The organism is Legionella pneumophila subsp. pneumophila str. Philadelphia 1 (genome assembly GCF_000008485.1).
In the GTDB taxonomy this organism is placed as follows: Bacteria; Pseudomonadota; Gammaproteobacteria; order Legionellales; family Legionellaceae; genus Legionella; species Legionella pneumophila.
On the sequence record NC_002942.5, the window covers coordinates 1,894,848 to 1,919,209 of the forward strand.

Genomic DNA, 24,362 nt, shown 5'->3' on the forward strand with positions numbered 1-24,362 from the left:
TCAAATTGAGGTATTTTGATAATTACCTATGTTTTTAAACCAGGTTTTCAGCCACTTTAACACTATTCTTAGACCATGAGAAATTGTCTTATTTTAACATCTGGAAATAAACCCCACGTTGGCCAATAGCTTATCTGTTGATTGCAGCGATTTTCTTGCCATATCAATCGTGGTGTGTTGCCTGAATATTCAAATTACACTAACATCATTTAAAAATGATAATCTGGAGTGATTATGTTTTTGGCCAACTGCAATATCGAGGAATTAGTTACAGAACATATAAAACAATTTCTAGCGGATGAAGAGTTGTCTTTCTCTGGCTTAAAAGATTTAATTCTGAGTAAAGCCCCAATTCCCTGGATTCACTCCTCTGTAACAGCCACTCTGCTTAAATCCAGAGACTCCGATAAAACAGAAGTAAAAAAAAACCTTGAACAACAATCTTATAAAGCTCAACTGGCTGAAGACAAGATTCAAAAAGAGCAGGATGATGCTGAAGCATTAAAAGATAAAAAATTAAAGGAAGTTTTAACTCGTGAATTAAACCACATCCCAACTCAAATCAGTGAACAGCAAACGGAACTCAGATTACTTCATTATAAACTAGAGCGACTCTTTGAAAGCCAAGCTAAAGTCGATGTGATTCAACATCCTGATTCTCCTATGAAAAAGATAAAGCCGTCCTCCAGTCACTCTGCGTCGATTGAGCGCCTGCAAAGATCTATTAATGAGCGTGAGATTAAAATTCAATCACTTTTTGAACAGGAAGTTAACAACAAGATAAAATTAAACGAAATTGAAAAGCGTGCCAGTGTACGCTCACAACATCACACTAAAAGGGTTAAACGCGCTCAGGCAAGAATTGGATACAATAGTACTGGAGAGGATATTCTCAGTACATTATCAGGGAAAAATCAATCCATTTTGTTGCGCAGTATTCAAAAACAACATCATGCTCTTGAAAAAAAATGCAGTGATCTCATTCAGGAAGCTGATCAGATTAATTACCCATTATTTCTTGAGGAACTTCAAAAGTATTTAAATAAAAAAAAGCATACTTTATCTTCTCAAGAGGTCGATGCATTAAAGTCTGTTATAAAATATATAAAGCAACACTTGGAATTTGAGCATGAGGTAATCAATACACAATCCAGTCTCCATATTAAAAAGCAATCCATCAGTTCCCAGATTGTAAAATTACGAGAATTACAAAATAAACTAAAAACCTTAAAAAACAATAACCCCAATTTGACAGCGGCAAATGAAGAATTAGTTTCACGTAATTTGGAATTAACGGCCATGAAAGAGCATCATGCTGACCTACGTCATCGCTTGGGCACACCCGCATTACTTTTATTTGGATTAACTTTTCTATTTTCAATTCCTCTTATTTTAACCATAAGCGGAGTAATTCCTTTTTTCATTGCGCCTGCGTTGCTTTATATTTTGGTCTCAGCGCCTCCAACCATCTTGCTGCTATCAACTCTTGGTGTTGGCATAGCAGCTATCGTTTTCAGCTTCAAAATGCATTCCAATGAATCAGCTATTAAATCCAATTTGCAAACGATTGAAACAAACTCTAATCAAATGAGCCGAAATTCCCAAAATTTAAAATCATTGGAAACGCTTACCATCCCCACTCTGGATATGCAAATCAAAAAAGATGAAAATTTAAGAGATCAATTAATGCTTTCTTTACAAAAACAGCAACGTCAAGCTGCCCAGGCATTCCAGAAAGCAAAAGAGGTAGAGTGCCTATCCTATGCTACCTCTTCACTTTTAAATTCCGGCAATACCCAATCCAGTGATCCATCATTATCCACGCATTCAGAAGAGAGCGACGAAGGGCTAAATGACTCGAATGACTCTCTGCAAGCGCTGGAAGAAGAAACAGTTAATGAGATAGCGTAAATTGCCTTTCTGTCAATAAAATTTCAATGGAGCAAGACTGAGTATTAACCCCCTGTAATAAAACTGCTAGTCCCAATATTGATAAATTAGTCTTTATGATCTAAAATGCAACAACTTGATTATTGGGAGTAATCTATGTCACTTGCTACTTATGATGTAAAACAGGAACTCGTCAAACTTACCCAGAATTTCTTCTCTATTGATCATCAATTTTCTGAATTAAAAAACTTATTAACCGATAAAAAAACCATTCCATGGATTCATAATCAAATAGTTGATCAGTTATCTCAAATTAAAAAATCAGACGAAATAGCTATGATTGCGCGGTTAGAAAAAAGCGCTTACGAACAACAAATGAAAGAAGATGACGATGAAAAAAATCGGGATGTTGAAGAGTTACGCCAAGATCTTCTCCGAAGGAATGATTTGACAAGACAACTCGAAATCTTGCGAGTCCGCAAAGAGCAATATGAAAGAGAGTTGCTCATCCGCAATACAGTACCCCATGTCCATACTCATCCGGACACTCCGGTAATTCATCAACATCCTTCTCAACCAATATCTGCACCCTTGCTAAACCCTAATAATCATGTACACACTCATCTTGAAGCCACTTTAAGTAGCCAGGATATTGAGCTGAGTGTTCGGAAGATTAACAGAAGAATTTCAGAGATAAATAAAGAGTTGGAAATTCTCGACTCCAGAAATAATGCAAGAGAAATTCGCAGAGGCGATAGAGAAAAACGCCTTCAAGCACGCCTTAATTATGTTCAAAAAACAGCAGGAGTTGTCAACACCCTATCTCCTGACAATCAGAAAAAACTGTTATCCAATATTGAGAAAGAAAAAAAATCACTCACACAACAACATTCCTCCTTGCTTCTGAAAGCAGATCAATTAAATTACTCTATTTTTCTTCAGCAATTTGAGCTCTCTTTACAATCTATGCAACGTCCTTTTCAAGAAGCAGACGCATTGAAAGCTATTGTAAAAAGAATGAAAGAGCATTTGAATTACAAAGAAAAAGCGGCATCGATTCAATCCCGATTAGATAATACAGTGCTTACTATTGGTGAAAATTTAAGAAGATTAACGCGACTTAATACTCAATTGAGTTCCTTGCAGCTTGCTAATCCTGATTTAACAAGGAGGAATGAGCGCCTGGAGGAACAAAACAGAGAGCTCCTTGAATCGTATAATAGCCATATAAAAACACGAAATAAACTGTTTTTTCCAACTCTCGTTATAACAGGATTATCCTTGCTCTTTTCTATTCCATTGATATTAACTCTAACTGGAATCATCCCCTATGCTATTGCACCAGCTGTATTGTTAACTTTGGTTATTGCTCCCCCTGCATTGTTATTGCTTGCTGGACTTGGTGTCGGTATTGCCACAATCATTTATGCTGTGAAAGCTTACTTCAATAATTCAACGATTGAATCAAACCAGGAAACAATAGAGAGTAATAGGCGGCAAATGGGAGCAAACCAAAAGGAAATTTACACTCTGGAAAATCAAACAATTCCCAATCTTAAAAAAGAATTGTTAGAGAACGAAGAAATTAAAAATCGCTTAACTGATGAATTACAGTATATCGAAAACCTGGCCGAGCAAGCATTAAAACAAGCAAACGAAGTAGAGCCATATGTCTACTCAGCTATGCCTTTCTTTAACCCCGAGGTTGTTGTTCATCAACATCCTTCTGTAGGTAATGGTATAGTAACTCCTAGCGCACCCCCGATCGATCCCCTCTATCCAGCCGTCCGGCATTAATTTCCAGCCTGGGTTATTAACACAGGCTATCATCCGGGATGACTTAAGTTGATTTCCCGGATGACATTATAGCTATCAGTTTCTCTTTAAATAATTACCACAGGCAATTCAGACCAGGAAGTTGTATAGCGAGGAGAACGGGACTGCGCCCGCATAGCCCATGGCTTCACATGCCCTTCTGCTGCCAAACGCAAGGTATGGCGGCCATATTTCGTGTTGATTTCATCTAATACCGACATCAATCGCTCTGTCTGATTCAATTCTTTCTCTGAAACCTGGTTAAACAAATCTAACTGCAAACAGTTTTTTTCAATTAAATCTCCTAAATAAACGCCTACCTTTTGGTAATGGAATCCAGAGCGAAATATTTTACGCAGGCACAATTTGGCACAACGAATCAAATGTCGCAGATCATCAGTTGGATTAATCAGCTTAAACCCTATAGTTTGCTGATATTGTGGCAAATCCAAACGAAATTGATTGGTTTTGATAAATATGGAAAGATGGCATGCCATCAATTTTTGATGACGTAACTTTTCCCAAGCTCTGGCACAATGGCTGCTGATGGCCTGAGCAAGAGCAGAATACTCTGTTTGCATAGAACCAAAGGATTTGGAAGATATTATGCTTTTTCTTGACTCAAAATCCTGTAAACTGCCACATGAAACCCCACGCAACTCAAGCACTGTTCGTTGCAATACAACACTAAATAATTTTTTAATTAATTGCAAATCCATACCAGCCAAGTCATGAGCTGTATAAATCCCCTGTTGTACTAACTTTTTACCCCATTGCCGTCCTATCCCCCATACCTCGCCAACAACTATTTTAGCTAGCCAATGATATTGATTTTCAATGTTAAATACAGGGGTTCTTAATTCCTTTTTCGCAATATGGTTTGCGAGTTTAGCCAGGGTTTTGGTTGCCCCTATGCCTATGGATACGGGAATACCGGTATGGCGCAAAACAATTTTTTGTAACTTGCGGCAAAACTCATCATGTTCAGATTGGGGCAAAGTATTCAAATCAAGAAAAGCTTCATCAATGGAGTAAATCTCTATTGCTGGCCAATTGTCTTCAAGAACTGACATAACCCGGCGTGACATATCAGCATACAATGTGTAATTGGATGAAAACACATGCACTTTATGCTGCTTACATAATGCTTTGACTGCAAAATAAGGCACTCCCATTTGAACACCCAAAGCTTTTACTTCATTAGATCGCGCAATCACACAACCATCATTATTAGACAAGACCAAAATGGGTTTATTCGCTAAGGCTGGTTTAAATAAACGCTCACACGAGACATAAAAATTATTACAATCGACCAGCGCAAACATCACAATACCGTATGAATAACATGAGTGACGACTCCCCAAATCACCATATCGTATTCCTCTGTAATATCTATGGGAGGAAAATCAGGGTTTTCAGCCAGCAACTTAACTTGCCCATGTTGACGGGATAAACGTTTTACTGTCAATTCGCCATTCAGGGCAACGATTACAATTTTTCCATGAGTAGCCTCTATGCCACGATCAACGATTAAAATATCACCGGAGTAAATACCGGCATTTATCATGGATTCTCCAGAAGCTCGTACAAAAAATGTGGATGCAGGATGCTTGATCAGGTACTCATTCAAATCCAGCATGGATTCAATATAGTCATCACCCGGAGAAGGAAAACCAGCTCTTACAGAACTGGTATATAAAGGAATCGCTGGGAACTCCTTTTCTCCTTGAAGATATTTCATCACATCCTGTATACGAGATTCAGGTATACGGACTGATTTGGTTGATTCTCCATATTTACCTTGCCCACGAGGGCGCCCAGCGCCTGCTCGTGCACCACCATGAGACATATACTCCCCTAAACTTGAATTTAGAATCAAAATTCAAGTTTAATTTTAAAGTAGCCCATTGTAAAGTTCCGACAATAATGAGAGTTTCATATGACGACTAAACTGAATTGACGCCAATACTCAAATTACGTTATTGTTGGGGATTTAGTGTAAGACTAAAGAGCCATGGTTAAATTATATAAGGAAATAATCAATTTAATAGATAATCACCAGGCAACTATGGTGGAGCAACTCCATCAATTTTGTGAAATCAATTCTGGAACAACTAACTTGACAGGATTGGCCATCATGGCTGAAACGTTGTGTTCAGCTTTCAAACCGATCGCTGATACCACAGAATTAATAACATTACCGCCTTTGTCTGTGATTGACATGACTGGAAACACAGTTATGCAATCCTGTGGGGATGTATTGTTCATTAGCAAACGTCCTCATTTAAAACGCCGAATTCTGCTAAGTGGGCATATGGATACGGTTTATTCCGCCAGCAACCCTTTTCAAAAATTAAGTTACCTGGATGCTAATCAGATCAATGGCCCGGGGGTTGCTGATATGAAAGGCGGGCTAATCGTCATCTTGCACGCATTAGCGGCCTTTGAAAACACCAGATTTGCGGAAGATATGGGTTGGGATGTGTTAATTAATTCAGATGAAGAAATTGGTTCACCTACATCAGGTTCCTTATTCAATAAATTGGCACATCGCTATCAGGCCGCTTTGGTTTATGAACCAGCAATGACACCTAATGGTACTTTGGCAAAAAACCGCAAAGGCAGTGGAAAACTAACACTGGTAGCAACAGGAAGAGCTGCCCATGCTGGCCGGGCATTTGATGAAGGAAGGAACGCCATATGCTATCTTGCTGAAGCAATTACGGCTGTTCATGCCTTAAATGGGCAAAAAAATGGAGTAACAATCAATGTAGGCAAAATAGCTGGCGGAGAAGCGCTGAATGTTGTTCCTGATAAGGCAGTAGCTCAGTTGGATATCCGAATTAGTCTGCCAGAAGATGAAATTTGGGTAAGAAATGAATTAAATAAAATCATCAAACAATTAGAGCGACCTGATTATTCCCTAAATGTGCATGGCACCTTTGGACGGCCTGTGAAGCGTATCTGCGCAGGGACAGAACGACTTTTTCATCGGATTCAAAAAATTGGAGAGGCGCTTGGCTTAACTATTGACTGGAAAGACAGTGGAGGTTGTTGCGACGGTAATAATTTGGCTCACTATGGCTTGCCTGTTCTGGATACTCTAGGTGTTCGGGGAGGCAATATACACAGTTCAGATGAATATATATTGCTTGATAGCTTATCAGAGCGCGCCGCACTTAGCGCGCTTCTTCTGATAGATTTGGCACAGGGTGGTTTAGAGGATCTAATAAAATGATGTTATTTCGTAGCGCTCGCGACTCTGACTTGGATGCGATCCATCAACTGGCAGAAATCAGTGGTGTTGGGATGACAACGCTCCCTAAAGATAAAGAATTATTAAAAAAACGCTTGGAATGGTCTTGCGAATCCTATCAAAGAAATGTCACTAACCCTGGCTGTGAATATTATTTTTTTGTCCTGGAAGAACAAAAAAATAATACAATTGTCGGTACCTCCGCTATAGAAGCAAGAACAGGTTATGAAATACCTTTTTATTCTTATAAACTCTCTAAAAGAACCAGAGTCTGTCACACACTCAACATACGCAGTGATTATGAAGTATTAAGTTTAGTCAATGACAATCAAGGTCGCACAGAAATATGTACTCTGTTTCTTCATCCTGATTACAGAAAAAATAACAATGGCCTATTGCTTTCGAAAGGACGCTTTTTATTTATGGCACAATATCCTCATCGCTTCGCCCCGATTGTCATCGCCGAAATGCGTGGGATCTCTGACGATAAAGGCAACTCGCCATTCTGGGATAATGTTGGAGCTAATTTTTTTCATATGCCTTTTGTAGAAGCGGATCGTCTGACACTAGCGACGAACAAACAATTTATCGCCGATTTAATGCCCCGCAATCCTATCTATGTCAAACTCCTTTCGCCAGAGGCGCAAGCAGTCATTGGCAAACCACATCAATCGACTATCCCTGCCATGAATATTCTCTTAAAAGAAGGCTTTCGTTATAACAACTACGTTGATATTTTTGATGCCGGGCCTACTATCGAATCACCATTATTAGAAATTAAAACCATTTCTTTAAGCCGGATCATGGTTATTAAAAACATCAGTGATGAAGCGAGCAGTAGCAATCGCTATTTACTCGCCAATACCCAAATGGATTTTCGAGCAACAATTAGCCACGCTGTTTTTAATGAACGAGAAAACACCTGCATTATTAGCAAGGAAACAGCAAAATTGCTTGATGTAAAACAAGGAGACAGTCTACGTATATCACCCATACGTACAGAAGATACTCCACCATTGTAACCAAGGAATAATGATGTCTAAATTACAAATCATACAGAGTAAAGGCCAATATATTAATGGAGAATGGATAAAGGGAAATGGTCTCATTCTGGAGTCTACAAACCCCGCCTCCGGAACTTTGCTTTGGCAAGGGAATAATGCTACAGATGAAGAAATTGCAAACGCTTGTTACGTTGCGCATCGCGCACTGAAATCCTGGGCTAATACCAGTTTTGAGGAAAGGGCTCGTTACACTAAGGCTTTTGTGGAACAAGTAGAAAAAAATCGTGAGCAACTGGCACGACTTATTTCATTAGAAACAGGAAAGCCATTATGGGAATCTCAAACTGAAGTCAGCTCAGTAATTGGCAAAGTAAATTTGTCAATTCAGGCTTATCAAGAAAGAACCTGGCCAAAACAAACTGAAACTGCAGAAGCTAATGCCTGCCTCCGTTTTAAACCGCATGGTATTGTTGTAGTATTAGGCGCGTTTAATTTCCCTGCCCATTTAAGCAATGGACACATTGTCCCTGCCCTCCTTGCAGGGAACACGGTATTGTATAAACCAAGTGAACATACTCCAGCAGTAGCGGAATTGATCATCCAATGTTGGCACGATAGCGGCTTACCTCCCGGAGTTATCAATTGTCTACAGGGTAATGCAAATTGTGGAAATACCCTATTGTCTCAAGATATTCAAGGCGTCTATTTTACCGGGAGTTATGCAACAGGGTTGCGTATACACCAACAATTCTGTAATAGACCCGAAGTTATTTTAGCTTTGGAAATGGGCGGAAATAACCCTTTAGTCATCGATGAAGTGAAAGACATTGATGCAGCTGTATACCATACAATCCTTTCAACTATGATCACTGCAGGACAACGTTGCACATGTGCGAGACGAATTATAATTCCTGACTCCCAGACAGGCGATCTATTTTTAGAACGCTTTGCCAAGGCTTGTAAATTAATGCGAATTGGATCCTTTGATAGTCAGCCAGAGCCTTTTATTGGGCCTGTTATTAGCCATGTTCAAGCATTAAAACATCTACACGCTCAGAAGCAACTAATCGAAATGGGGGGTGAAATCATTCTGCCGATGTCGCTTCTTCTTGAGTACACGGGACTTGTTTCTCCTGGCATTATTGATATGACTCGCGCCAAGAACCCGCCAGATGAAGAGATTTTTGCGCCATTTGCACAAATTTACCGTTATAATCACTTTGATGAGGCAATTCAATTAGCGAATCAGACACGTTATGGTTTGTCAGCAGGCTTACTCAGCGATAATAAAGACCATTATCAGCAGTTTTATCAAAATATTCGTGCCGGACTAATCAATTGGAACAGACCAACCACGGGTGCTGCCAGTAGCCTTCCATTTGGTGGTGTCGGATGCAGTGGAAATCATAGACCAAGCGCCTATTTTGCTGCTGATTATTGTGCTTATCCTGTAGCAAGCATGGAGCAACCTCTGTTAACAACTCCAGTGCAACGATTGCCAGGTCTGGTATTGGAGTAATTATTATGAATGTTTATGAATTGAATATGGATGGGCTTGTTGGTCAAACTCATCATTACGCAGGGCTCTCCTCGGGTAATATAGCTTCTACAAATAATGCTTTATCTATTTCCAACCCTCAAGCTGCAGCAAGGCAAGGTTTGGAAAAAATGCGGCAACTTTATAACATGGGGTTAAAGCAAGGCCTATTGCCCCCACATCAACGACCTAATTTGAATTTACTGTATCAACTGGGATTTAAAGGCACTCCCAGTGAGCAGATAAACAAAGCCTATAAAACAGCGCCCGAATTGCTTAGTGCCTGCTACTCTGCCTCAAGTATGTGGACAGCTAATGCAGCAACTGTTTCTGCAAGCGTGGATACTGAAGACAACAAAGTACATTTCACTGCTGCCAATTTAATCAGCAATTTGCATCGTCACCAGGAAGCTGATTTTTCAAAAAAATTATTGGAATTTATCTTTTCCAATTCTGATTATTTTAATCATCACCCTCTGTTACCCAAATCAATGGGCACAAGCGATGAGGGAGCAGCTAATCATAATCGCTTATGTCAAAGTCATGCGCACTCAGGGATTAATCTCTTTGTATACGGTAAAAAAGTGCTGGGAAATCATCAATTCGAACAGAGCCCAATAAAATACCCTGCTCGGCAAACTAAAGAAGCGTCAGAAGCCATCGCTCGCAACCATTTATTAAATCCTGAACGAGTAATCTTTGCCTGTCAAAATCCATTAGCAATAGATCAAGGTGTATTTCATAATGATGTCATCTCAGTTGCTAATGAACATGTATTTCTGGTTCATGAAGAAGCTTTTTATAATCAGGCTTATGTTTTGGATCAATTAAGAGAAAAAGCCGATTTTCCTTTAGTAATAATTCAGATCTCAAAAGAACAAATCAGCGTTAGTGAAGCAGTTGATACCTATCTTTTCAATTCTCAATTGATTACCCTGCCTGATCAGAAGAATATGATTTTAATAGCCCCTGCTGAATGTCAGGCAAACCTTAAAGTAAAAACTTGTATTGATGGATTGGTCGCCGATCCTCAAAACCCTATTAACTCAGTGTATTACCTGGATCTGAAACAAAGCATGCGTAATGGCGGAGGACCAGCCTGTTTACGCTTGCGAGTTCCTTTGAATGACTACGAGCTTAAAGCAATGCACCAAGGTATTCTAATTGATAATGATTTGTTAGATATTTTAGATAAATGGGTTTTAAAATATTACCGAACTGAACTGAAAATCCCCGATTTAGCTGATCCGCAACTATTATATGAATGTCTGGATGCATTGGATGAATTAACTCAGATCTTGAAATTAGGCTCAATATATCCCTTTCAATCTTGAGTATCCGAGTCATGTGGAAAACAAAATTCGGCAAATGTATCTATATTTCACCGTCAGGATATAAAGTCTATCAAAATTTGTTGTACCGTTGGCTTACTTTAGGTAGCGAAGCATGGCAAACTGTAATTAACCGTTATATACCTCGCAGGCCTGGTTTACATTATCTGCAAATTCTGACACTTATGGCGCGAAAATTTCCTAATGATTGTTGTTTATTAGGACTTGGAGGAGCAGGAATCGCTCACCTGCTGGGTGCACAAAAAACCATACGCTCTATCGTTGCCGTGGAAAGTAGTGAAGAAGTGATTCAAATTGCCAAAAAATTTTTCATGACAGATTTAATTCCTCATTTCACCATTACTCACCAAAACGCCCGAGATTTTGTACGTGAAAACAAAAAGACTTTTCAGCACATGCTTCTTGATCTATATGACGCAACACATTTTCCCGATGAGTGTCATTCTATGGATTTCTTCATTCATTGTAAAAAACAATTAACTGACGATGGATTTTTAGCTGTTAACTTAGCAAATTCCCAAGAACAATGGGCTCTGGTCCAACTAATCAAGAAACAATTTCCATCCAATATCATTATTCCAATAAAAAAATGTGCCAATATTGTTGTCATTGCCTCCAAAAATGACAACAAAGACTTGTTTATTAAACAAGTCAGGAATACTAATGAAATAAAAAAAATTACATGGGTAAAAGATTGGGGTTATGTTGCTGAATATTAATGTTCATTGAAAGGAAACAATAGTTTATTTACAAATGAAACCCAGCCAAAAGCTGGTATGTATTTAAATATTTTATCTTATTTTCGCATGTAATTAATCGCTTCAATTAATGCCTCATCAGAGCAATCGGTATTAGGGACATCTGCCTCTTTACATAAACCGCCATGATGCATCAACCCTTTACCCACCTTGACATTGTACAGCAGGTAATCCATTGCGCTTTCAAATTGTGAAGGATTATTTTTTGCTTCTATTTTTGCTTGTTTAAATCGCAGCTTCCATGCCTTTTTATCAAAAGCAGGAGGGGCTTTTATAGCCTTGGCTAAATTAGGGGCATGACAATTTTTACAGGCAATTTCGTAAGTATATTTTCCTAAATTTTTAGCAAAAACTGGAGTACTTGTTAAATAAACTAACATTATAATCAATGCATTCCTTTTCATCACATCCCCAAATTATTATTGCTAAAGCAATCTTAGGATTATATGAGATATTTTGCCAATTGAAATAGTTTTTTACTTTTTAATTAAAGCGTATAGACCATTATCTTGATGCTTAATTATAGAAATACCCTAACCAATTTATTGGTACTGAAGAGATATGAACAAAAATGAAACAAATATGCTAAAAGTCAAGGCAAGATCATTCCTATTTTAGTCGATTATGCCCGTGATATACTTTATAAATTTGAGCATATTTTTGTCATTCTCGCACGGTCGGGAATGACAAAAATTTAGCATTATATAATTAGAGTATGTTTTTTCTTGTACTAAAAACAAGAACTATAGCTCTATTATATAAAAGGAGTAACATCTATACCTTAAATTTCCATTAAATCTTTTTCTTTCTCGGCTAATACTGCATCAACTTCAGAAATATATCTATCAGTCAGCTTTTGGATCGCTTCTGCTGCACGTCGTTCATCGTCTTCAGAAATTGCTTTTTCTTTAACAAGTTCCTTTAGCTGATTATTGGCATCCCTTCTGATATTTCGAATTGAAACTCTTCCTTGTTCCCCTTCATGGCGAACAACTTTAATCAATTCCTTTCTGCGTTCCTCTGTTAAAGGTGGCATCGGAACTCGAATGGCTGTTCCAGCAGTTGCAGGATTCAAACCCAAATCAGAGTTTAGTATAGCCTTTTCAATAGCTGCGACCATAGATTTTTCCCAGGGTGTAACTAAAATAGTTCGGGAGTCACTGGTAGTGATGTTGGCAACCTGGCTTAAAGGTGTAGGACTTCCATAATAATCAACCATGACATGATCTAAAAGACTGGCATTCGCCCTGCCGGTACGGATTTTTGACATATCCGTATGCAAAGCCTCAATAGTCTTTTTCATGCGTTTTTCTGAATCTTGCTTAATCTCATTGATCATGATTAGCTCCGACTATAGTTCCTACTCGTTCTCCAGTTACAATTCGTTTTAATGCTTTAGGAGCCGCCATATCAAACACCTGTAAAGGCATTCCCTGATCTTGGCACAAACAAATTGCAGTGGAATCCATCACTTCCAAACCTTTGGTTAAAACTTCTTTGTAAGTCAAATAATCATAACGCTTTGCATCAGAGTTTTTAAGTGGGTCAGCAGAATAAACTCCATCCACCTTAGTTGCTTTTAAAACAATATCTGCGCCTATCTCAATTGCCCTCAAACAAGCAGCAGTATCTGTTGTAAAAAAGGGATTTCCTGTTCCAGCTGCAAAAATCACCACCTGACCATTGCGCAAGTGAGTGATAGCTTTTCTTCTATGGTATGGGTCAACTACCCCAAGCATTGGAATAGCTGACATAATACGAGCAGGCAGATCAATTCGCTCCAAAGCATCACGGAGTGCCAAAGCATTCATAACAGTGGCCAGCATCCCCATATGGTCTCCTGTCACTCGTCCTACGCCCGCCTGAGAGAGTGCTTTCCCTCTGAACAGATTACCTCCACCTAAAACCAAACCAACTTCCACACCCATATGAATTAATTCTGCTATGTCTCGAGCTAATGAGTCAAGAACTGAAGGATCAATCCCAAATTGAGATTTCCCCATCAGCGCCTCACCACTAAATTTAAGCAGAATGCGTTTGTATTTTAATTTAGGTTGACTTTCATTCATCATGTACGAACCTGAGCCATCACTTCTTCAACAAAATTGTCCTCTTTTTTCTCTATTCCTTCCCCTACTTCATAACGAACAAAGGATATTACTTCAGCATTTTTCTCTTTTAGAAGTTGACCCACTTTAATGTTAGGATCTTTTACATAAGGTTGTCCTAACAAGCTTACCTCATCAATAAATTTATTGATTCGCCCATCAATCATCTTGTCAATGATCTCTTGCGGCTTACCACTCTCTTTTGCTTGAGCAGTGAATATTTCTCTTTCGTTTTCAATCGCTTCGGCTGGTACCTGATCACGACTAACCACCATCGGTTTGCTGGCAGCAACATGCATGGCAATATCTTTAGCCAATGCTTCACTTCCATTCTTTAATGCGACCATAACTCCTATACGCGAACCATGCAAATAATACCCGATTACACCGTCGCAATGCATTTTTTCCAATCGGCGTAATTTAATATTTTCACCAATTTTAGCAACCAGCTCCTGTCTTGCTTGCTCAACAGTAGCACCAGAAGATAATGCCTGATTGGACAAGTCTTCTATGTTTTTTGGAAGGCTGGTTAATGCAACATCGGCAACAGCATTTGCAAAATTAGTGAAATTCTCATCTCGTGCAACAAAGTCTGTTTCACTATTAATCTCAAGCATTACCGCTGTACGTTCATCAGAAGAACGTGCAATAACAATTATACCTTCTGCTGCAACTCTATCTGCCTTTTTGTCTGCTTTTGCCTGGCCAGCTTTACGCATTTCAATGATTGCTTGCTCGATATCACCGTTAGTAGCTATTAGAAATTTTTTACATTCCATCATACCTGCGCCTGTGCGCTCACGCAATTGCATTACTAATGCAGCACTAATTGTTGACATTTTGATTTCTCCACATAGCAAAAAGGGGGCTTATTAAATTAACGCCCCCTTTATTCAAATAGTAATTATTCTCCGGATTTTTCTTCTTCATTAGAATTTGAAGTAACCTCAACAAACTCTGAATCAGATGATACTCTTCCTACAGTATTGCTATTTTTACCATCTAAAATAGCATCAGCGACACAGCGAACATAAATGTCCACAGCACGCATAGAATCATCATTGCCTGGTATAACATAATCAATGTTGTCAGGGCTATTATTGGTATCAACAACACCAATTACCGGAATTCTTAATCGACGCGCTTCTTCAACAGCAATATGTTCAAAACCAACATCAACCACAAATAACGCATCAGGTAGGCCGCCCATGTTCTCGATTCCACCAAGGCTACGCTCCAGTTTTTCAAGCTCTCTTGTCAGCATTAGCGCTTCTTTCTTAATCATGTCATTAAACAATCCCTTTTCCTTCATTTCTTTTAATTCTTTTAAACGGAATATTGATTGACGGACTGTTTTATAGTTGGTCAGCATACCTCCTAACCATCTATGGTCTACATAAGGCATCCCGCATCGTTTTGCATGCTCTCGAATGCTGTCTTGAGCTGCTCTTTTAGTGCCTACAAAAAGAATTTTTGCCTTGTTTGCTGCCAATCGACTAACGTAATTCGTTACGTCACTCAGCATGGGTAATGTTTTTTCAAGGTTAATGATATGGATTTTATTTCTTGAGCCAAAAATGTATTCACTCATTTTTGGATTCCAGAAACGTGTTCTGTGCCCAAAATGAGCACCTGCTTCGAGCAATTCACGCATACTAACATTATTCATATATATATCTCCAGGGTTAAGCCTCCACGCTTCCCATACGAAACCCACCAAGGGACCCTATCGCATGTGACGAAACGTGTGTGTATTTAAAGCGCGGTATTTATAACATATTCATGCCAATTCAGCAATCAAATTAACATTGCTCTCTGTACATGACAAAAATATGTCATGTACAAATCATTATGTATGACCACAGTAATTAGACAAAGCCTATTAGGAAATAAGTCTATATTAATTTGTACATTTTGATTTATACTGCTATCAGCATGGAAGTTTTAAAAATGTTGTACTCAGGAGAATCCTATTAACGATAACATTTAAGAGGAAACGATAATGAGTAAAAAATCTATCTGTTTAGCCACGCTCGCCTTGATATTTACCTTTGGTCAGCCTGTCTTTGCCAACTCAAGCGAAGCTACACAAACAAAGCCTTGTCATTGCCATGATCACAAAAAAATACTCAGTCAGCTTAATTTAACTCAAGAGCAAAAAACCAAAATCAAAACAATCAAAATACAAGCCCAAAAATCAATCAAAGAAAATTATAGACAACTTAAAGCGATCAAAGAACAAATCAATGCGCTCATTGCAAATGAGAAGCTTGATGAAGCCAAGCTGGATAGTTTAATCAACCAAAGAAATAAAATAACAGGGACTATGCTAAAAAATCGTGTAATGATGAAAAATCAAATTTACAATCAGCTAACGAACGAACAAAAATCACAATACAAAAAGAATATGTAAAACCTGATTGGTACCGATAATAAAAAATTCGGTACCAATCTATCCCAACTCTTCAGATATAATCATTGCTGTAATTATGATCTTTCTCACTGTTGCTTCCTGAACAATATTTTCTGAACGCAAAAAAATGGGCAAACCTTCTCTCTCTACCATTAAAAAACAGATGATATTTCGCTCAGTATGCTAACCCATAGCATGCTGCAGCAGCTGCACTGGCAATGATGCAAAGTGCAAATATTATAGTTCTCGCCATATTCTTCTTTGTTTTGGGTTTCATAACAAATCCTGGAATGACGGTTATCCTGATTGATATTTCATTTAAATTATAGTTCAAATTTTATGCACATCCAGACCCACATATTGATTGCCCTTACACTGAGTAGCATGGAGCTTTACTACAAATTCATTGCAAAACACTTGCTACAATTATTGACTTATGACCCAATTTAGAACAACCTATATCGGCGATGAGCAATATTGTTGTTGCAGAATAAAAAAGAAACCCAATTATGAGAGGACATATGATTTTTTTAAGTATTCCTAAAGGGATGGAATTTAAGCAAATTACAGAAAAAGACAATACGAACGACTATTTTGTTGATCCGAATGGAAAGTTACCACGAATTAATATTCAGGCTTTAGTTAAAGACGCTCTGCAGTACAACAAAGGTAGAAAAAAAGAAATCTCCCTGCCTGACTTCACTATTTATAGGCACAAACCACCTTATAGAGATGAACTCTTCCTTCAGTATAATCCAGATCATAATGGTAAATACTTTACAAAAGAATCTGTAAATTTGGTGAATGGTAAAGAATTTATTAAATATAAAACTCCTGCTACTTCATACGGCACTTTTTGGTTTCAAAAAGTACAATTATCCGAAAGCAGAATGGATGAAGTGCTTGCCAAGCGAAGTGAACAACGAGAAAATCGCAGGCATACAGGGGATAGTCCAAACCCAACATAATCAAACAAGAATAGTGAAAAGGCATGTACTAGCATGCCTTTTTTCAAAAAGAACAAAATGAAATTAAATGGCCAATGCAGTAGAAGCTTTAGTGTCTAATTTTTGAATTAACTGACTTTGCATGCACAAATATGCGCCTACAACTTTATAAGACTCTTGTGAATGGAAATTTTTTGTTGAGTATTCTTTAGGATAAGTGAGGCTTTCCAGCCGATTATTTGCTGCGGTTATCACTTTGTCTAAATCAATCAAGGTGGTAGAGTAATTATCACCACTGTCTGTTATCATTTTCATTTCTTCAAGAGCCTCCCGTACAACAGTCAGAATTTTATTAAAATTTAGACCAGCAGTGGTGCAACCTCGATAGATAGTAATTAGGCGATCGACAAGAGAAAAGAAATTAACCATCTTTTGCAAATTTGACTCAAGAATACGCATACATGCTACCATTTCTGTTGTGCTGCGTTGAGGATATTTGTCCATTAAAGCGTTCATCACTTCGACAACTTTTTTCACAAACCCATCTACAGCTTTAACGGAATAACTGTTTTTCTTAAACACTTCGAAAATAGATTGAGCATTTCTCATTGGATCCTTTAAAGCATTCATACTTTTAATAAACGCATTAATCTGCTCCCAAAAGCGGCTGCCATCCTTGCTGTTTTCTCTAGCTTCTTGATAGTTTTTGATTAACATTTTCGCAGTAAACGCATATTGGGGTAAGAAAAAGCGATCGCTTTTCTCAGCCATTATCGCCTGCAAAGTAAAAATTGGATTGTTCCATTGTCCTTCATCACACAGGAGATTCCATTGCTGGGCTTTCGCTCTGATTAAAAAGACTTTTTGTTCATTTGATAACGTAGTGATAACGTTGATTTTTGCTTTATACAATTCAAATGCACCAAGCTTTATTTTCTCTATAGCCTGTTCATGAGCTTTAATTAATTCAGCGGGAGAATTAAAATTATTAACAAACTTCATTGGTTGTAACTTATTGGCTTCAAATTCAAAATTACAATTGTATTTTGCCTGACGAACTCCTGCAGCATTAATTTCTTTTCCATCTATGTCATAAACATCTCTTGCATTCTCAATAGCTTTATCGCCAAACGCTTTGATTGTTTTGACATAGTCAGGATTAGTAAAGCCCTTTCCCTGAACAGGAATTTTGTAATTGTCCATGGTATGGACATTTTCACGGCTACAGGCATATTTAACTAAATGCATTGTAACGTTAGATGGAATAAGCTCTGGATTTGCTGAGAAAAATTGATACAAACCTTCAAGTATATCTTCTCGATCATCATAAAAAAAATAATCAATCTGCTCTCTAGCCTCCAAGGAAGAAGCTCTTTGCATGTGTGCATACACAAGCGAAGCTTTCGATTTATCATGTAACCAGCCGTTTTGAATTTTTGCGCCATTTGCAGGATTCGTTGCCTCATGGAGACTAGTACCTGCTGGCACCAAATTGTATGCATCAGCTAATAAAAACGGATCAAATTCCATGCCTAAGTCGGTGCACAGTTTTTGAATCTGGATAAAACAAGAACCATTGCCATTGGAGCGAGCATTACGCTTATCATCGCGATCACTTTGCCGATTCGAAGCAATTAGCGCGACTTCTTTAGTATAGTAGTTTGAAGTTTCTCGAATTCTTTGGGCAAGCTTTGGATTTTGTGCAACGATATTTATTAGATTGGTAACACCGACGCAACCATCATAATCAAAACCTGAATAACGAACTGGCATTTTATTTTCCTCTCAAAAAGATTGCATAACCACTGTCACTTTAATTAAGGAGAAAATTTCAAACATGGAAGTCGGAACATCGCCTTGAGTAAAGTGATACTTTCTTCATAGCGACGCACCCGTTTCCTCATGAAACTAGAAATAGCCAGTCCTCTAGGCAATCCTTATAGAGAAGACACATCGAAATTTTGCTAAACAATATTAAGCAAAGTTCATAATGTTAACATTATGCAAAGATATGTGTCAATTTCTTATTTATTGTTGTTTTTCTATTCATAGTTCAAACAGCCCCAATCAGGTTCAATTTGGACTGTATAAGCTCTCATATAACACGAGTTAATAGAGAGCTGGGAATTTCTGATATAAGATATGTAAACAGGAAATATCAAATCAAAAAAACTTGCTTTCAAGTGTGATACTTGAATCCATAATACCTAATTGCTCTAACAAGTCTTCAGGCAAATGCAAACCGCTCTCCCTGAGCTGCATTAATAAAATACTACGCTCATTTGAGTTAAAATCTTTTATCGCTTTTCTAAAAGCATTGATATTAAATTGATTATGCCCTTCATTATCACTCATATAATTTCTTTTAAAATAATCCGGATAAAAAGCCAATAAAACAAGAGCTTTATCAAATAATTTATTGTTATAACAATGCATGACGATATCGAAATCATTCTCATCGATGTATGTAAAGTATTCATTGATATCAATAGGATTTTGTCCTATTAAAAATTTTACAACAGATTGAAAATCAAGGTTATTCAGTACTAATGCGGCATTATGTAAAAAAGTCTTGTCTGATCGGTCATGCACTAAAAGATTAACCTGATTTTTAATCAATAGCTGAATGATATCAATGTATTTTTGGGTATCCTTCGCTAAAGAATATCCTTTCAATGTCAAACTCAAAGGACAATGACCAGAATGACTTTGCTGTTGATCGATATTAGCACCATGTTCAATAAGCCATTTTACATTTTCAACTTGTCCAAGATAACAGGCAGCCATCAAAGGGGTGAATGTATCCGCTTCATCAAAATCTAATATTTTTTCGTCAGAACCCACTTTTAAAAATGGCAAATCGATATCTGAGGCATTTAATTCTTGTTCTTTTGCAAGAGAATAGTTAGCTAAAATTATCCGTCCTATTTGAGTCATTAAAACTCTATCCCCTGCTTTAAGATCAAATCCTTCCAAATTATAGGGCATTTGTTCTAATCGGTACTGAGATTGATAAGTTTGATAAAATTCTTGTGCCGATAGCCAACCATCGCCAGGATTAAGAAAGTAATAATACCTGGAGGCCTGCTCTTCGTAGGTATTATAGTTGATTAATAGTTGTTGTCCTGCCTTGATGTTTTTAGTGGTTATAACTTTTGCTACTTTCTTGCGATTCAATGTAGTTTCAACAAACTCTGCATTATCCTGACTATCCGAAAAATTGATATAACGAGTCAAATTACCTTTTCTTGCTGCATCAATTACCCGTCCCCCAACATACATCGCGTAACTTTTATCAGAACCAACATGTTCCTTTAGATATTGTTCAAATTCTTGTTCAGAATATACTTCTCCTGTGTAAATACCAATACAAGTCCCCTTTGGGATATCTTCCCTGGCAAATAAACCTCGTCCGCCGGTTTTTCTGAGTAAATGGACAGACTGAACCATAACAAGATCAGTTCTGTCTATAGCAGATGGAATGTAATCGCTGCTTGACATGTTATCAATATGTAAATCAAGCATAATTTTGCTCGTGTCAATCCATTCATCCTTGCTTTTCGGTCCATTGACAGGAGTAAACAGCGTGTAAATATTACCTGGGAGGTGTGTCATCCCAGGTCCTTTTTTCTTTGCCTTTCTTTGGGAAAATTTAAATTTAGATTTGTGCTCTTTACTACCATGATTCAATTGCTGTTCTTTAAACTTTGACTGAAGGGCACTTTTCTTTTTAAGTTTGCTATCATTCTTGCTTCTTGGCATAACACTGCTCTCTTGTAAAAAATCATATAAAATAATCATTAAGGAGCCATTATACTCTATTAGAGTATTTTTTACTCTATTTTACATGTGATTTTCATTGAAAATCTATTATTTTGCTGATTGAAGAGTATTGTTGCCCCTCTTACCCATGTGCTAACATTTATGATTTTGGATAAACCATAATGGGCGTTACAATTAAAACTCCTGATGAAATTGAAAAAATGCGTGTCGCTGGCAGACTGGCAGCCGAAGTACTTGAGATGATTGGTCCTTATGTTCAAGTTGGCATTACAACTGATGAATTAAACACTATTTGTCACGATTATATTGTTAATGTACAAAAGGCTATTCCCGCCCCTTTAAATTATAACGGTTTCCCCAAATCAATTTGCACCTCAATTAATCATGTGGTATGTCATGGAATACCAGGGAAAAAAACTTTAAAAGATGGAGACATCATCAATATTGATGTCACTGTTATAAAAAATGAATACCACGGTGATACCAGTAAAATGTTTATTGTAGGCACCCCTTCTGTCAAGGCCAAGCATGTAGTGCAGATAGCACATGAGTGCTTGTATATTGGAATTGATATGGTTAAACCCGGTGTCCAGCTAGGCGATATAGGGCATGCCATTCAGCAACATGCAGAAAAAAATCGTTGCTCTGTGGTGCGCGATTACTGCGGACATGGAATTGGCCGTGTATTTCATGAGGATCCACAAGTGCTTCACTATGGAGTTCCCGGAACAGGGATGAAATTAGAACCAGGGATGACTTTTACTATAGAGCCGATGGTTAATATAGGGAAACATCATACTCGGCTATTACCAGATCATTGGACTGTCGTTACCAAAGATCATAGTCTTTCAGCTCAATGGGAGCACACACTTTTGGTAACTGATACAGGTGTTGAAATTCTGACTTTACGTAATGAAGAACGATAATCGCATCATAAAAAATACGATTAAACAGTTCAAGGAGAAGCTGTGCAAGGACTTTAGCCAAAAAACTAATATTACCTCCATCACACGCAAGCTTGCTGTATTTATTGATACTATTTTAATTCAATTATTTATTAAAAATAAGCTACACTTTGGAGATAATTTTTGTCTCCTGGCTCTTGGAAGCTACGGGCGTAGAGAGCTTCAACTCCATTCAGATATTGACTTGTTAATATTGCACACTGAAAAAGTAAGCAATATCCAATTACAACGCGCACAAAAATTTATCCAGGATTGTTGGGATGTGGGGCTGGAGGTAAGCCATCAAATTACCACTGTTTCTTCATGTGCCAATTTGGCCAGTCAGGATTTGAGCGTAATTTCTACCATTATGGATATGTTCTTACTGTGTGGGCATGGTGCCTTAATGGAGGAATTAATATACCAAACACATACCTTGCACATGTGGCCTAGCCATCAATACTTCTTTGCCAAACTTCAGGAACAGCAAAATCGTTATGCAAAGTATGGAGAAACCGCCTACAACCTTGAACCTAATATTAAAAATGGTCCAGGTGGATTAAGAGACCTGCAAATTTTGCTAAGCATCAGCAAACGCCATTTTAAAATTAAAAAATTAGCCGAGGGAATCGGTTACGGCTTTATTACTGATAAAGAGTATGAAGAATTAAAATACTGCCAGAACTTTCTTTGGCGCGTTCGATTTGCTTTGCATATGTTAGCAGGAAAGCCTGAGGAGCGCTTGTCATTTGATTATCAGGTTAAATTAGCTCAATTTTTTGGATATCAAGATCAGTCTCATATCTTGGCCATAGAGCAATTTATGAAAGACTACTTTAAAGTCATCAAACGCAATAGAGAGCTGAATGAAATGCTCTTGCAATGGTTCAATGAAACCATAGTCTATCATCAAAAGCAAAAAATTATTCGTCTGGATGATGAATTTCAACTGTCAAACCGATTCATTGAAGTACGCAATAACCGTGTATTTAAACAAAATCCGCAATCTATATTAAAACTATTCTATTGGCTTGTTAAACGCCCTGACATAGAAGGAGTAAGGGCAAGCACAATCAGACTAATAAGAGAATCATTATTTTTAATGGGCAAACGCTTTAGACAATCAAAAGAAACCGCTAATATATTTATCAACATATTCAGAACTGGTAATGATCCATACGATGCATTACAAAGAATGAATAGATATGGTGTTCTAGCGCACTATCTTGATTGTTTTGCTACAGTCACTGGACAAATGCAGTATGATTTATTCCATGCCTATACTGTTGATCAGCATACACTGTTTGTGATCCGTAATATATCTCGCTTTAAAAAGAACGAATATGCTAAACAATTTCCTTTATGCGCCAAAATCATTACTGCTTTAGAGAAACCTGAAATTTTGTATCTCGGCGCTTTATTCCATGACATTGCCAAAGGTCGGGGAGGAGATCATTCTGAATTAGGAGCAATTGAGGCACAACAATTTACACAACGCCACTATATGGAGGCAGAAGATAGCAAATTGATTGTTTGGCTTGTTCGCTACCATTTACTCATGTCACAAACTGCTCAGCGTAAAGATATTTATGATCCTAAAACAATTGAGCAATTCTGCCAACTTCTGCCTCATGCAAGGTATTTGGATTATCTTTATTTACTCACAGTAGCAGATATTTGCGGTACAAATCCTACTCTTTGGAATGCCTGGAAAGATTCATTACTTAAAGAATTATATCATGCAGCAAAAACAAGACTTCATAAACAACAAGAGTTGCTTGATGAAGCAGCTCTGATATCCATTCGTAAACAATACGCTATGGATATATTAATTTCAGATGGGATATCCTTCAGAGTCATACAGGATTTATGGGGTCAATTTAAGGGAAAATATTTTCTTCATGAATCTCCTGAGGTAATAGCCAGACACACCAAGGCCATACTGAACAGCAAACAATTTCCAGTGGTAATAATTATGCCGCATCACAGTCAGGGTGGAACTGAAGTATTTATCTACATGCCACATAAAGATGAGAGATTTACTATCACCACTTCAGTATTGAGCAATCATCACGTTACTATACAGGAAGCAGCAATTATTACTTGTGATAATCAATTTGATCTGGATACTTATATTATTTTAGATGAAAACAATCAGGCTTTTTTGAATGAACAACGTGCCAGAGACATCCAAAAAAGTCTATGTGATCATCTGGCCAATACAGGACGCCTCCCAGCTGTTTCTCGCAGAAGATTATCCAGAGCATTGACTCATTTTAATGTCAAAACACAAATTAACTTTATTGATGACAATACGAATCATCAAACCCAACTATTTCTCGTTACCAATGACAGACCTGGACTTTTGGCGACTATAAGTCGCGTGTTTCTTACACTAAACATTCATTTACATAATGCAAAAATTGCTACAGCTGGTGAGCGGGTAGAAGATATGTTTTATATCTCCAACCAGACAGGTTATTCCCTGAATCATGAGGAAAAAACAATTTTAAAAGAAAAATTAATTTTGGAAATTTCTAAAAGCAAGTATTAAG

General features: G+C 37.6%; 20 protein-coding genes. 11 read left to right on the forward strand and 9 right to left on the reverse strand.

Annotation, left to right across the window (positions count from 1 at the left end):
* Window positions 1-228 precede the first annotated feature (228 nt).
* Window positions 229-1,911, forward strand: a complete 1,683-nt coding sequence (gene legC3, locus LPG_RS08520) for a Dot/Icm type IV secretion system effector LegC3/PpeA (RefSeq protein ID WP_010947428.1) — start codon at window positions 229-231, stop codon at window positions 1,909-1,911.
* 135 nt (window positions 1,912-2,046) lie between these two features.
* The gene (gene ppeB / locus LPG_RS08525) at window positions 2,047-3,687 is read left to right on the forward strand and encodes a Dot/Icm T4SS effector PpeB (RefSeq protein ID WP_010947429.1); all 1,641 of its coding nucleotides are present in this window, start codon (window positions 2,047-2,049) and stop codon (window positions 3,685-3,687) included.
* Between the two features lie 86 nt (window positions 3,688-3,773).
* Here the strand turns inward: ppeB and LPG_RS08530 are convergent, their stop codons facing one another.
* Complete coding sequence (locus tag LPG_RS08530) at window positions 3,774-5,030, reverse strand: Y-family DNA polymerase (protein ID WP_011946662.1); 1,257 nt, start codon at window positions 5,028-5,030, stop codon at window positions 3,774-3,776.
* Window positions 5,030-5,554 (reverse strand): LexA family protein, encoded by a 525-nt coding sequence (locus LPG_RS08535; protein ID WP_011946663.1) that lies wholly within the window; start codon window positions 5,552-5,554, stop codon window positions 5,030-5,032. Before LPG_RS08535 ends, LPG_RS08530 begins: the two co-directional genes overlap by 1 nt.
* A 165-nt stretch (window positions 5,555-5,719) precedes the next feature.
* Here LPG_RS08535 and LPG_RS08540 point away from each other — a divergent pair, with 165 nt between their 5' ends.
* The 5 genes from LPG_RS08540 to LPG_RS08560 are packed head-to-tail and all read left to right on the forward strand — an operon-like array spanning window position 5,720 to window position 11,573.
* Window positions 5,720-6,943: a hydrolase gene (locus LPG_RS08540; protein WP_010947432.1), complete on the forward strand. Its 1,224-nt coding sequence runs from the start codon at window positions 5,720-5,722 to the stop codon at window positions 6,941-6,943.
* Window positions 6,940-7,983 (forward strand): arginine N-succinyltransferase, encoded by a 1,044-nt coding sequence (locus LPG_RS08545; protein WP_010947433.1) that lies wholly within the window; start codon window positions 6,940-6,942, stop codon window positions 7,981-7,983. Before LPG_RS08540 ends, LPG_RS08545 begins: the two co-directional genes overlap by 4 nt.
* 13 nt (window positions 7,984-7,996) lie before the next feature.
* On the forward strand, window positions 7,997-9,484 hold the full coding sequence (gene astD / locus LPG_RS08550; RefSeq protein WP_011946665.1) for a succinylglutamate-semialdehyde dehydrogenase: 1,488 nt from the start codon (window positions 7,997-7,999) through the stop codon (window positions 9,482-9,484).
* 5 nt (window positions 9,485-9,489) lie between these two features.
* A complete protein-coding gene (gene astB, locus LPG_RS08555; RefSeq protein ID WP_010947435.1) occupies window positions 9,490-10,836 on the forward strand; it encodes an N-succinylarginine dihydrolase in 1,347 nt (448 codons plus the stop codon).
* Window positions 10,837-10,847: 11 nt separating this feature from the next.
* A complete protein-coding gene (locus tag LPG_RS08560; protein ID WP_011946666.1) occupies window positions 10,848-11,573 on the forward strand; it encodes a spermidine synthase in 726 nt (241 codons plus the stop codon).
* 77 nt (window positions 11,574-11,650) lie between these two features.
* Here LPG_RS08560 and LPG_RS08565 read toward each other — a convergent pair whose 3' ends face one another.
* From LPG_RS08565 to rpsB, 5 genes are all read right to left on the reverse strand, one after another.
* Window positions 11,651-12,016: a c-type cytochrome gene (locus LPG_RS08565; RefSeq protein ID WP_010947437.1), complete on the reverse strand. Its 366-nt coding sequence runs from the start codon at window positions 12,014-12,016 to the stop codon at window positions 11,651-11,653.
* 377 nt (window positions 12,017-12,393) lie between these two features.
* On the reverse strand, window positions 12,394-12,951 hold the full coding sequence (gene frr / locus LPG_RS08570) for a ribosome recycling factor (protein ID WP_010947438.1): 558 nt from the start codon (window positions 12,949-12,951) through the stop codon (window positions 12,394-12,396).
* Window positions 12,941-13,684: a UMP kinase gene (pyrH, locus tag LPG_RS08575; protein ID WP_010947439.1), complete on the reverse strand. Its 744-nt coding sequence runs from the start codon at window positions 13,682-13,684 to the stop codon at window positions 12,941-12,943. The genes frr and pyrH overlap by 11 nt, the downstream gene beginning before the upstream one ends.
* On the reverse strand, window positions 13,681-14,559 hold the full coding sequence (tsf, locus tag LPG_RS08580) for a translation elongation factor Ts (protein ID WP_010947440.1): 879 nt from the start codon (window positions 14,557-14,559) through the stop codon (window positions 13,681-13,683). Before tsf ends, pyrH begins: the two co-directional genes overlap by 4 nt.
* A 65-nt stretch (window positions 14,560-14,624) precedes the next feature.
* Window positions 14,625-15,389, reverse strand: coding sequence for a 30S ribosomal protein S2 (gene rpsB / locus LPG_RS08585; RefSeq protein WP_010947441.1), 765 nt, complete (start codon window positions 15,387-15,389; stop codon window positions 14,625-14,627).
* 333 nt (window positions 15,390-15,722) lie between these two features.
* Between rpsB and LPG_RS08590 the strand changes: the two genes are divergently transcribed.
* Window positions 15,723-16,133 (forward strand): Spy/CpxP family protein refolding chaperone, encoded by a 411-nt coding sequence (locus LPG_RS08590; protein WP_010947442.1) that lies wholly within the window; start codon window positions 15,723-15,725, stop codon window positions 16,131-16,133.
* A 509-nt stretch (window positions 16,134-16,642) separates the two neighbouring features.
* A complete protein-coding gene (locus LPG_RS08595) occupies window positions 16,643-17,101 on the forward strand; it encodes a lpg1716 family Dot/Icm T4SS effector (protein WP_010947443.1) in 459 nt (152 codons plus the stop codon).
* A gap of 63 nt (window positions 17,102-17,164) precedes the next feature.
* Here the strand turns inward: LPG_RS08595 and LPG_RS08600 are convergent, their stop codons facing one another.
* Window positions 17,165-18,853, reverse strand: coding sequence for a lpg1717 family Dot/Icm T4SS effector (locus LPG_RS08600; RefSeq protein ID WP_010947444.1), 1,689 nt, complete (start codon window positions 18,851-18,853; stop codon window positions 17,165-17,167).
* A 390-nt stretch (window positions 18,854-19,243) separates the two neighbouring features.
* On the reverse strand, window positions 19,244-20,881 hold the full coding sequence (gene ankI, locus LPG_RS08605; protein ID WP_010947445.1) for a Dot/Icm T4SS effector AnkI/LegAS4: 1,638 nt from the start codon (window positions 20,879-20,881) through the stop codon (window positions 19,244-19,246).
* Window positions 20,882-21,024: 143 nt separating this feature from the next.
* Between ankI and map the strand changes: the two genes are divergently transcribed.
* Entirely contained in the window at window positions 21,025-21,789 is a 765-nt protein-coding gene (map, locus tag LPG_RS08610) for a type I methionyl aminopeptidase (protein WP_010947446.1), read from the forward strand.
* Complete coding sequence (gene glnD / locus LPG_RS08615; protein WP_010947447.1) at window positions 21,776-24,361, forward strand: [protein-PII] uridylyltransferase; 2,586 nt, start codon at window positions 21,776-21,778, stop codon at window positions 24,359-24,361. The genes map and glnD overlap by 14 nt, the downstream gene beginning before the upstream one ends.
* Window position 24,362: the final 1 nt, after the last annotated feature.